This is a genomic window from Propionivibrio dicarboxylicus, assembly GCF_900099695.1.
Lineage (GTDB): Bacteria > Pseudomonadota > Gammaproteobacteria > Burkholderiales > Rhodocyclaceae > Propionivibrio > Propionivibrio dicarboxylicus.
The window spans coordinates 131,102-141,525 of record NZ_FNCY01000011.1 but is presented as its reverse complement, the minus strand read 5'-3'; the positions used below and the strand labels follow the sequence as shown (position 1 = coordinate 141,525).

Below are 10,424 nucleotides of genomic sequence, written 5' to 3'. Positions count from 1 at the left end.
CAGCGGGAGTGCGGATCGCTGAGCGAAATCTTGCGTGTAGCAGTTGCATTCGTTTCTTTATCAAGCGCCGTCAGGTACTCCCGCATTGGCCGGGTATCAATCTCGGCACGATCAAAGTCGCAGGGTTCTCCCGGCTGGACGCTGTGCTGATGACTTGCATTGGCAGCAATCAAGCTGGCATCGACCGCAAAGCCTTCCCCCTTGACCAGACCAGATACCATGCAACGGCGTACCACCTCGTCAAATACCCAGCGGAATACACCACTCTCACGAAACCGGCCATGCCGATTCTTCGAGAATGTCGAGTGGTCAGGTACGGAATCCTCCAAACCAAGGCGGCAGAACCAGCGGTAGGCAAGGTTCAGGTGCACTTCTTCGCACAGGCGGCGTTCGGAGCGGATGCCATAGCTGTAGCCAACGATGAGCATGCGGATCATCAGTTCGGGATCAACCGACGGGCGACCAGTGTGGCTGTAGTGCTCGGCCAGGTGCTGGCGCAATCCGCTCAGGTCGATGCAGGCATCAATACCACGCAACAGATGGCCAGCCGGCACATGATCTTCGAGATTGAACGCGTAGAACAACCGGTCTTGCCCGTTCTTCTGTTGCCCCATCATCGCAGCACCCCACTACATACATGCTTATAGCATATTGTACCGGTGTCGCGTCATTTCGTGGAGTATTTCAACAGAATCCGGCCAAAAGCCGACATTCGTACCAAAGAACGTCGCGTCAGTAATGCGTTGCAGAGCAGCCATTTGCACTGGGACATTCCTACCGTCAGCAGACGGATCGGGCAATGGCGAGATGCCGACGAGGAATCGATCAGTCATGAATCTTCATCGCTCCTGATTGCCCAATTGCAGCTACAAACCATACCGCCAAGCCGTCGGCGTTTCTCCACAATACTTGCGAAAGGCAAAGCAAAAGTGCGCTTGACTGGAGAACCCTGTGTGCAAAGCGACTTCCAGAATGCTGAGTTCCGACTGGCAACGCATCAATTGTTTTGCTCTGACAATTCGTTTGCGCATTAGATATCGATGAGGTGATTGGCCGTAGGATATCGAGAAAAAACGAGAAAAAAGGCGGGGGCTCATGCTGACTTCCGATGCCATTCTCTCGATCGACATGTTTTGATCGAGATGGCTATCGATGAAATCTTCGATCCTCGCTTTTTGTGCCGACGAAAAACCACGCAAAACAGAAGGATTTCGTTGGGCCTTGTCTCCATAGCGAGCCACAAGCCAACCCACAATAGCGATCGACAATCCTTCCGAGAAAAGACGCCCATTCGGAAAGGCGCTCTGAATTTCCTCCGCCAAGGTGATTATGCTGTTCCGTAACCAGGGGTCGTCGTTATTGAATCTCGTATTGAACCGGTACGAAGATCGGTCATCCTTGCAATACCGAGTGGTAACAGCGCTCGGTAACGTGAGCGTAATGGACTCACCGGCCTCTCCCTTCCAGAGGCCGTGATCGCGTTCAAATGTTTCGCCATAGATCAGAATGTTGGGCGGTGCCGTGTCGAACTCTTGTATCGTCGATCCGCTTCTAAACCGTCGCTTTCCATGCCCGGACAACGGAACAATCACCAGCGGCATGCCGCTGTATTGCGCTCCGCATTCGGCATTCCCGGGAATTTCTTTGCGTTCCAGGATGGGGCCGTCCCAATCGCGAGGACAGATCAACAGGGGGGTTCCGTCCCCTCCAACGATCGTCGAGCAATGACGGCCAATGGATGTTCTCGTTCCGCCTGTCATATCGGCCTGAAACAGAATGTCCGCACCGTTACGCTCCCTCTTCGCTGAACTCCGCTGTCATCATGTTACCTGCGGGCGTTGACTGACCGAAAGGTCTGCCGTCCGAAGCATGAGTGTCCTACGGCTGTTGCGGTGGATGAATAGGCGACGTCACATCGCGGTGCGATTTCTCTCGTCCTCGCATCCGCGATGGGTCCAGTCATTGGGGCAAATGCGCGATTCGCGGATCCTGGCGAGCGTGATCGATCAAGCGTGCGAGATCCTCGTCCAGAAGGAAGCCATCGTCCAGAAGACGACGCCCCGCCTGTGAATACTGTTCCAGATAGGCGCCCCGGGTCTTGTATCGCTCGGCAACTGACGGCCGTGGATCGTTCTTGCCTGCGCGTTCGGCGGCATCCTTCGCGAATGCTGAATAGGTACCACTAATTCCACAAAGCTGCCCTTCAGCAAAACCGCTCTTTCTCAACCCCCACCCCGTATGTGTCGCCAACGGCACTTCAATTTCAGGTAGTCGAACGCCGTCAATGTCATGTCCATCCGAATCCGTTCGCGGCAATAGCAGCTTATACGGCTTGCCGAAATCGATCTCGGCTGGTGCAGCCTTGTGATTGACGACGTAGAGGCTATTGAACACGCCGGGGAAGCTCAAGCCGATGCTGTTCAGATTCGGGAACCCAATGGATGCCTGTGTCGGTTCGGCCAGTCCTTTTTCCAACGAGGGGAAACGACTTGCTGGCGGCATTTTCCCGTTTCTAGTCCAGTCGATGAGTCGAGCCATGACGGCCCGCACCATTGGCGTTTGCGTCGCCGGATTGCTCAATTGCTGGCAAATGCCATACTCCGGTTTTGTTGCAGGCCCATGCTGTGTGCCAGCCATCAGATAGAGCCGTACATTCTCCGGCACAGGCACAGACCGGCCCTGTCCGTCGACGACGAGCAGCGAAGCGCGCGCCTGCCAGAACTCCAGACTGCTATCCAGATGCATCAGCTTCGGACAAGTCGCGTTCTTTTCACAGCGCGAGAAGATCCCGTCTGTTTTCCCGCTGATCGGGTCTGTTGTCGTGGCATAGGTGAACGGGAACTGATCGCCGTAATAAAAATGGTCTTCATGCTGACGCGAGTATCTGCCCGGCTGCGCGAACCGGACGTTGACGTAGCTCTTTCGCGAGCCGGCAATAATCGGCATCGCCGCATCGAATATTTTCTTTCCATCAAGCGCTTCGTTGAATCCGTACCAGATGAAATCGCGCAGGAAGCGTCCCGACTGGGAAATGCCGACCAAGACCGTCAGGTTCGGATCGATGTCGGCGATCGGATTGGATGGCTTGCTGGCGTCGGCGTCTTGGCCATTTCCCTTGAGGAATGCGGTCACATCGCGCAAAGCCACCATGCCAAGCCCCATTACCTTGGGATCACGTGCCTCATAGGTCAACTGATAAATGGCGCCTGCATCAAATCCATCCGGACGCGTAATCTCAATCCTGCCCGTGTCCACGTAGCGCCAGGCGGAGGGCGCAAGTGTCCGTGGGGGCGAGGAAATCGTCGCACGAACGGTCAGTTCTGCTTTCGTTGTATCAGTGCTTGCTGCTGGGTACGTCAGCACACCAAGACTCTTCGTTTCCTCCTTGTCGAAGATGAATTCTTCAACCGAAGTTCCCGTGATAGGCATCAAGCCGTTCTTGGCTACCGGGGGCTGCATCCCGACGGATTGCCCGCCAGTTCCAAGAGGCACGTCGCCCTGCCATCCTATCCAGGCAAAAGTATGCCCTTGCCGCATCGGCCATCCGTTGCCCGCTTGCGAGGAGGTTTCAAATTGGTTACTACCGTCAGCCAGTCTGGCTAAGAGCAGTTTGTTTCCCCGGTTTGGAATGTCGACGATCAGTACCCGCGATGACTTTTCCGCAACCACCGGACGCAGGACTACCAAATCCGTCTTGAAGCGAACGAATCCGTCCGGATCGACGGCTTTGTCCAGATCGACGACGGCTTGATTAGCGCTGTGCTTCGGATCAACCCGCACTGTCGCAACACCTGCGACAAACTCGTACGGCCCGATATCACCAAAAACTTGGCCTGAAAAAGCCGGCTTTCGTGACGTTATTTCCAGTTTCTCGATAATTGAGGGGGCCGCGCCTGCTGTCGCGGAATTTTTCTGCCCCAGTCCGGAACAAGCGGACAGCGACACCAGCAACAGCGTCACAGCCACGATTCGAGTCGGGAAATACGCTCTTGGATGATTCCTGTCCACCATGCCCTCCTTTTGGGTTTTTGAAGTTTTTTCTCGTGGGCCAAGATGCCCGTGGGAAAAACGAGTTGCCTCCGAAAAAATGTATCAAACCTTGCGCTGCTTGCATTTCAAAAAAATGCGAAGGTTTTCATAAAACGGCACGCTTTCATGCCGTCCGACCTCGTCAGGTCACAAAACAGTTTTCCCGACCAACTGTCAGCTTTCCTCTGGCATGACCGTGCGTATCGGACGCGTCCCGATTTTCGCGCCGGTGACTTCATCCACTGCGATGGCTTTGATCTCCGTTCCGTTTTCAGCGTCGAAAAAGCGAACCAGCTTGCCGCCCCCCCGGTATTGGCGGCCCCATGCGCCAATCATGAAGAGCACTGGCAGGAAATCGCGGCCGGCAGCGGTGAGCAGATACTCCTCTCGCGGCGGATGCTCCGAGTAGCGTCGCTTCTCCAGCAATCCCTCCTCCGTCAATGTCGCCAGCCGCCGGGTCAGCATCGTCGGCGCGATCCCCAGGCTTTTCCGGAATTGGTCGAAGCGCGTGAGGCCGGCATGGGCATCCCGCAGGATCAGGAGGCTCCACGCGTCGCCGGCAAAAGCCACGCTGCGGGCGATCGGGCACGGATCGTTACAAATAATTTCGTTGTCCATACTATTTTGGTAGTGACTTAATATCGAATTGGTAGTATCGTTCGTTTCAATTTGATAGTAACACTTTGCCGACCGGCGATCCACCCTGTCGCGAGCGCCGATTGATGAACGATATTTCTGCCGACTTCGAGGAAAGAAAAATGAGCAGTTTGACGTGGAAAGATGTACCGACCCGCACGATCGACGTTGGCGGCGTGCCTTTCGTCTATCGCGAACTTGGCCCGAGTTCCGGTGTGCCGCTGATCTTTCTGCATCATCTGATGGCCGTGCTCGATGACTGGGATCCGCGCGTGATCGAAGGCATCGCCGCGCAGCGTCGGGTGATTGCGTTCGACAATCGTGGCGTCGGTGCGTCGGGAGGTTTGGTGCCCAATACCGTCGAAGAGATGGGGCGGGACGCCATTGCCTTCATTCGGGCGCTGGGGTACGAGAAGGTCGATCTTTTCGGCTTCTCGCTGGGCGGCGGCGTGGCGCAAATGGTGGCTTTGCAGGCGCCCGACCTGGTGCGCCGGATGATCCTCGCCGGAACGGGTCCGAAGGGCGGCGGCGGGGTCGGCGAGGTCACCAAGGTCGCTGTCCTTGCCTACATCAAGGCGGCGCTGACCTGGAGCGACGCGAGGAACTTCCTGTTCTTTCCCCGCACGCCGGATGGCAAGCGTGCCGCGCGGGAGTACTTTGCTGCGCTGAAGGAACGGACCCGCGATCGTGACCGAGGCATTTCCATGCAGGCCAGGCGCGCCCAACTGGAGGCCATCAAGACGGCGGGGCGGAGTGCGCCCGACGATCTCTCGGTCATCACCCAGCCGGTTCTTGTCGCCAATGGCGACTGCGACCTGATGGTCGCCAGCAGCCTCTCGGCAGACATGGCTCGTCGTCTGCCGAATGCCAGGCTGACGATCTATCCAAACTCGGGACACGGTGGCGTCTTTCAGTACCACCAAGCCTTTGTGCCAGCGGTTCTCGATTTTCTCGCGCACTGATCCAATGAAAATGAAAAGCCAAAAATGAAACATCAAACCATGAAAGCACTTACCTTCAAACGCTATGGAAAGTCGCCCGACATCGGGTTCGCCGATGTTCCGCGCCCCACGCTGAAGCCTGACGAATTGCTGGTGCAAATCCACGCGGCGGGCCTGAATCCAATTGACAACATGATTCCGACCGGGATGTTCAAACCGGTTCTGCATTTCCAGCTTCCGGCCACGTTGGGCAGCGATCTGGCCGGGGTGGTGATCGAGGTCGGCAGTGACGTGATTCGCTTCAAGGCCGGCGATGCCGTCTTCGCGAGCGTCTTCGATCTCGGTATCGGCACGCTCGCCGAATTCGCAGTCGTGCCGGAGAGCGCTGCCGCGTTAAAGCCAGCTAATCTTGATTTCGTGCAGGCCGCCTCAATCCCGATGGTCGGACTCACCTCCTGGCAAGCCCTGAAGGGACGCCTCAAGCTTCAGCGGGGTCAGAAGCTGTTTATTCCGGCGGGCTCCGGCGGTATTGGCACGTTTGCGATCCAGTTGGCAAAGTACCTGGGGGCCACCGTGGGAACGTCCACCAGCACGGGTAACGTTGAACTCGTCCGTCGCCTCGGTGCGGACGAGGTGGTCGACTACAGGAAGCAAGCGTTCGAGAAAGTGCTGCGCGGCTATGACGCGGTGCTTGGCACCCTCAAGGGTGACGCGATTGAGAAATCAATTGGCATTCTCAGGCCGGGAGGAAAAATCGTCTCTCTCATCGGGCCACTGGATGCCGCGTTCGCTCGCGCCCGCGGGCTGAATTTCGTGCTGAAGTTCGTCTTCGGGTTGATGAGTCGCAAGATCATGCGGCTTGCGAAAAAACGCGACCTTGCCTACTCATTTCTTTTCGTGCGTCCCGATGGCGCTCAACTCGCGCAGATCGGCACACTCCTCGAAACGGGTCGCATCCTGCCGGTCATCGACAAAGTGTTTCCGTTCGACCAGGCGCCGGAAGCACTCGAATACCTCGCTCAGGGACATTCAAAGGGCAAGGTGGTCGTCAGGATGAAATAGCCGCGACCCATTGCATTTGTCATTAAACGGAACAACTCTCGTCAAGGAAAACACCCATGAACACCCTTCCGACCGTCTTCATTACCGGCGCCTCCAGTGGTATCGGCGCCACCTACGCCGAACGCTTCGCGCGCCGAGGCCACGACCTCGTCCTTGTTGCGCGCGACAAGTCGCGCCTGGATGCCTTGGCAGCGCGCCTGCGCGAGGAAAGCCATGTGGCCGTCGACGTGCTGCAGGCCGACTTGACCAGCCCCACCGACCTGTCCGCGCTCGAAACCCGTCTGCGCGATGACACGCGTATCGGTATCCTGATCAACAACGCCGGCATGCCTCAACCCAAGGGCTTCCTGGAGCAGACCGCCGAGGGCATCGAAGCCTTGGTCGCGCTCAACAGCACGGCGCCGACACGTCTCGCCGCAGCGATCGCGCCACGCCTTGCACAATCCGGTACGGGCGCCATCGTCAACATTGGTTCCGTGGTGGGCTTCGCCCCCGAGTTCGGCATGTCGATCTACGGGGCCTCCAAAGCCTTCGTTCTCTTTTTGTCGCAGGGGCTGAGCGTCGAATTGTCGCCCAAGGGCGTCTATGTTCAAGCGGTGCTGCCGGCAGCGACTCGTACCGAGATCTGGGCGCGTGCCGGCGTTGACGTCAACACGCTGCCCGAGGTGATGGACGTGGGTGAATTGGTCGACGCGGCACTGGTCGGTTTTGACCGCCGGGAACTGGTCACGATCCCGCCCTTGCACGTTGCCGGGCGCTGGGATGCGCTGGACGGTGCGCGTCAGGGCTTGATGTCGGACATTCGGCAAGCGCACGCCGCCGATCGCTATCGGCACCCCGCCTGAACCGGGGCGGCGACTTCTCCCATCTGCCGGACAACGGGGGCGAAGCGCCCTTTGTTCGATCCGATCTCAACTTCACCTCCTGGATATTATCTATGAACAGCACGCTATTCACGCCCACCCAACTCGGCAACCTGTCGCTGAAAAACCGCATCGTCATGGCGCCGATGACGCGTAGCCGCGCCCTTGGAAATGTGCCCAACGCCCTGATGGAAGCGTATTACCGCTTGCGAGCGGATGCGGGTCTGATCATCACCGAAGGAATCTCGCCCTCGCCCAACGGCCTTGGCTATCCACGCATCCCCGGACTCTTCAACGAGGAACAGGCGCAGGGCTGGCGACGTGTGACCGATGGCGTCCATCAAGCCGGTGGCCGGATTTTTGTGCAGTTGATGCATACCGGGCGGGTCAGTCATCCCGCGAACGTGCCGGTCGGCGCAAGCGTTGTGGCCCCCTCGGCGATCGCCGTTCCGGGCGAGATATGGACCGACGCGGAAGGAATGCAGCCGCATCCCGTACCCCGCGAAATGAACGAGACCGACATCGCGCAGAGCATCGCCGAATATGCCGCCTCGGCCAGACTGGCGCTGCAAGCCGGTTTCGATGGTGTCGAGTTGCATGCCGCCAATGGCTATCTGATTGACCAGTTCCTCAATACCGCTTCGAACCAGCGTACGGATCGATGGGGGGGCAGCGTCGAAAACCGCATCCGCTTCGCCGTCGAAGTGGCCAAAGCCACCGTCGCGGCCGTAGGTGCGGAACGTGTCGGCATGCGAATCTCGCCTTACGGCGTGTTCAATGCCCAGGTGCCGGATGCGGCGATGGATGCGCTGTACCTGCGTCTGATCGAAGAACTGAATGCGCTCGGACTGCTCTACATCCATGTCGTCGACCACAGTGCCATGGGGGCGCCTGAAGTCAGCCCCGTCTTGAAGGCCAAAATCCGTGCCGCCTTCAGCGGGAAATACATTCTTTCCGGCGGCTATGACGTTGCCCGTGCCAATGCGGATCTCGATGCGTACCGTGGCGATCTGGTGGCATTCGGTCGCCCGTTCATCTCAAACCCTGATCTCGTTGCAAAGTTGAAGTCCGGGCAGGCGTTGGTGGCGCCAGATTTCTCGACCTTCTATACGCCGGGAGAAAAGGGCTACACCGATTATTGATGGAAGCCGAAGCCGGGTGGCGCATTTCATCGCATCGATCACGATTCCTTGAAATGCTTCACTCAGGCACCGATTTGAAAATTATTAAGGAGAGAGACATGCCCCTCGTTCGTATCGACATCAAAAGAAACACTGACGCGTCCTATGCCAAAAGACTGGGCAAGGTTGTTTACGATTCCATGAAGGCCGCAATCAACGTTCCTGACCACGATAACTTTCAGGTTCTGGCTGAGCACGACGACGACCATTTCGTCTTTGACACCACCTATCTCGGGATCAACCGAAGCGATGGGGTGGTGTTTATCCAGATCACGCTTAATGAGGGACGCTCGACGGACCAGAAGAAACTCCTCTACAAGACGATTGCGGAAGGGCTCAACCGGGAAGTTGGGGTTCGGCTGGAAGATGTCTTCATCAATCTGGTCGAGGTTAAAAAGGAGAATTGGTCATTCGGTAGTGGCATCGCTCAGTACGCGAGTTGATGCCCGACTAACGGCTCTGGCGACGGCCGATCATAAGCTTGCAGGAGCGTTTCGGCGGAAGTTCCGATTCATCGGGCACGAGCGATTCAAGCTGACGTTGTCAATGAGTTAGAGTCAACCTTCGTCGCTATACGACTACTGACCGTCGGAAACCTGCCGCTCATTCAGCTCGAGCTGTATGGCTGGAATTGGCCGGTTACCTGCCGTTCAGTGAAAAAACGCGGCCAACGGTAGTTTGTGCATCCACCGAACTCACACAATCGACCCTCTGCGGACGTTGGGAAAGCTCCAATCGTACTGCTGGAGTACGTGCCAAAACGGACCTTTGGTAACGGTCTCCGTAGCAGCCCCTTTATCTACATGCGAAGCAGCTCTATCGTTGGCGCGCTACGTTAGTAGAGTGGCGTATTCTGCATATAACCATCTAGTTCGAGTTTCTATACTCCTTACATGCATTTCCGAAGTGCCCACTGCATGTTTAACCATCTCAAGGAGTATGTAATGTCCAAACAAGTCGCCCTGATTACCGGTGGTGCCACCGGCATCGGCAAGGCCGTAGCCCTCAAACTCGCCGCTCAAGGCGTTAACGTCATCATGAGCGGTCGCCGTGCAGAAGTTGGCGAAGCTGCCGTGGCCGAAGTTTCAGCTGCCGCAAGCGACGGAGCCCAAGTTCGCTTCGTACAGAACGATGTCCCCGACGAAGCCGCGGTTAAGTCGATGATTGACGGCATTGTGGCTGAGTTCGGCCGCCTCGATATGGCCGTCAATAACGCCGGACTGTCTAACGAGACAGGGACGCTTGTGCAATCGAGCAGCGATAACTATCGTGCGATGGTCGAGACCAACATCATGGGCGTCTACTACAGCATGAAACATGAACTCACCCAAATGGAGAGGCAGGGTAAGGGCGCCATCGTCAATTTGGCCTCCATCGCCGGCCTGAACGGCATCGCCTGGGCTGGCCCCTACGGTTCAACCAAGCACGCCGTCGTCGGTTTGACCAAGTCGTCGGCACTCGACCACGCTACCCAGGGTATACGTGTCAACGGTGTGGCGCCGGGCGCAATCAGGACGGACATCATTGCCGCCCAACTCGAAGGCGGGGACCCGAATTACAACGAAGCCAGCATCGCAGCGATGCACCCAATGAACCGTCTGGGCCGGCCCGAAGAAGTAGCAAATGCCATCTGCTGGCTGCTCTCGGACGAGGCAAGCTTCGTCACCGGACACATCCTCAACGTGGACGGCGGCTTCCAGGCGAAATAAGCA

10 protein-coding genes are annotated in these 10,424 nt (G+C 57.4%); 6 read left to right on the top strand and 4 right to left on the bottom strand.

Annotation, left to right across the window (positions count from 1 at the left end):
- The 4 genes from BLR25_RS13665 to BLR25_RS13650 all read right to left on the bottom strand — a co-directional run.
- Positions 1-617: transposase (locus tag BLR25_RS13665; RefSeq protein ID WP_143009862.1), on the bottom strand; the 617-nt coding region annotated here is incomplete at its 3' end.
- Positions 618-866: 249 nt separating this feature from the next.
- Positions 867-1,688 (bottom strand): AraC family transcriptional regulator, encoded by an 822-nt coding sequence (locus tag BLR25_RS13660; RefSeq protein ID WP_176785892.1) that lies wholly within the window; start codon positions 1,686-1,688, stop codon positions 867-869.
- Between the two features lie 271 nt (positions 1,689-1,959).
- Positions 1,960-4,011 carry an alpha/beta hydrolase domain-containing protein gene (locus BLR25_RS13655; RefSeq protein WP_091938436.1) on the bottom strand — a complete coding sequence of 684 codons (2,052 nt, stop codon included), beginning with the start codon at positions 4,009-4,011 and terminating at the stop codon, positions 1,960-1,962.
- A gap of 192 nt (positions 4,012-4,203) precedes the next feature.
- On the bottom strand, positions 4,204-4,647 hold the full coding sequence (locus BLR25_RS13650) for a winged helix-turn-helix transcriptional regulator (protein WP_091938435.1): 444 nt from the start codon (positions 4,645-4,647) through the stop codon (positions 4,204-4,206).
- 140 nt (positions 4,648-4,787) lie between these two features.
- Between BLR25_RS13650 and BLR25_RS13645 the strand changes: the two genes are divergently transcribed.
- From BLR25_RS13645 to BLR25_RS13620, 6 genes are all read left to right on the top strand, one after another.
- Positions 4,788-5,627 (top strand): alpha/beta fold hydrolase, encoded by an 840-nt coding sequence (locus BLR25_RS13645; protein ID WP_091938451.1) that lies wholly within the window; start codon positions 4,788-4,790, stop codon positions 5,625-5,627.
- A 24-nt stretch (positions 5,628-5,651) separates the two neighbouring features.
- Positions 5,652-6,668 (top strand): NADP-dependent oxidoreductase, encoded by a 1,017-nt coding sequence (locus tag BLR25_RS13640; protein WP_245715560.1) that lies wholly within the window; start codon positions 5,652-5,654, stop codon positions 6,666-6,668.
- Between the two features lie 56 nt (positions 6,669-6,724).
- Complete coding sequence (locus BLR25_RS13635; RefSeq protein ID WP_091938433.1) at positions 6,725-7,513, top strand: SDR family NAD(P)-dependent oxidoreductase; 789 nt, start codon at positions 6,725-6,727, stop codon at positions 7,511-7,513.
- Between the two features lie 92 nt (positions 7,514-7,605).
- On the top strand, positions 7,606-8,673 hold the full coding sequence (locus BLR25_RS13630; RefSeq protein ID WP_091938432.1) for an alkene reductase: 1,068 nt from the start codon (positions 7,606-7,608) through the stop codon (positions 8,671-8,673).
- Complete coding sequence (locus tag BLR25_RS13625) at positions 8,673-9,155, top strand: tautomerase family protein (protein WP_245715559.1); 483 nt, start codon at positions 8,673-8,675, stop codon at positions 9,153-9,155. The genes BLR25_RS13630 and BLR25_RS13625 overlap by 1 nt, the downstream gene beginning before the upstream one ends.
- A 501-nt stretch (positions 9,156-9,656) precedes the next feature.
- Positions 9,657-10,421: an SDR family NAD(P)-dependent oxidoreductase gene (locus BLR25_RS13620; RefSeq protein WP_091938449.1), complete on the top strand. Its 765-nt coding sequence runs from the start codon at positions 9,657-9,659 to the stop codon at positions 10,419-10,421.
- Positions 10,422-10,424 lie beyond the last annotated feature (3 nt).

What these genes read in the sequence shown, in the direction of transcription:
- BLR25_RS13655 (WP_091938436.1), bottom strand. Translation starts at nt 4,011, where the DNA reads ATGGTGGACAGGAATCATCCAAGAGCGTATTTCCCGACTCGAATCGTG.
- BLR25_RS13650 (WP_091938435.1), bottom strand. Translation starts at nt 4,647, where the DNA reads ATGGACAACGAAATTATTTGTAACGATCCGTGCCCGATCGCCCGCAGC.
- BLR25_RS13645 (WP_091938451.1), top strand. Translation starts at nt 4,788, where the DNA reads ATGAGCAGTTTGACGTGGAAAGATGTACCGACCCGCACGATCGACGTT.
- BLR25_RS13640 (WP_245715560.1), top strand. Translation starts at nt 5,652, where the DNA reads ATGAAACATCAAACCATGAAAGCACTTACCTTCAAACGCTATGGAAAG.
- BLR25_RS13635 (WP_091938433.1), top strand. Translation starts at nt 6,725, where the DNA reads ATGAACACCCTTCCGACCGTCTTCATTACCGGCGCCTCCAGTGGTATC.
- BLR25_RS13630 (WP_091938432.1), top strand. Translation starts at nt 7,606, where the DNA reads ATGAACAGCACGCTATTCACGCCCACCCAACTCGGCAACCTGTCGCTG.
- BLR25_RS13625 (WP_245715559.1), top strand. Translation starts at nt 8,673, where the DNA reads ATGGAAGCCGAAGCCGGGTGGCGCATTTCATCGCATCGATCACGATTC.
- BLR25_RS13620 (WP_091938449.1), top strand. Translation starts at nt 9,657, where the DNA reads ATGTCCAAACAAGTCGCCCTGATTACCGGTGGTGCCACCGGCATCGGC.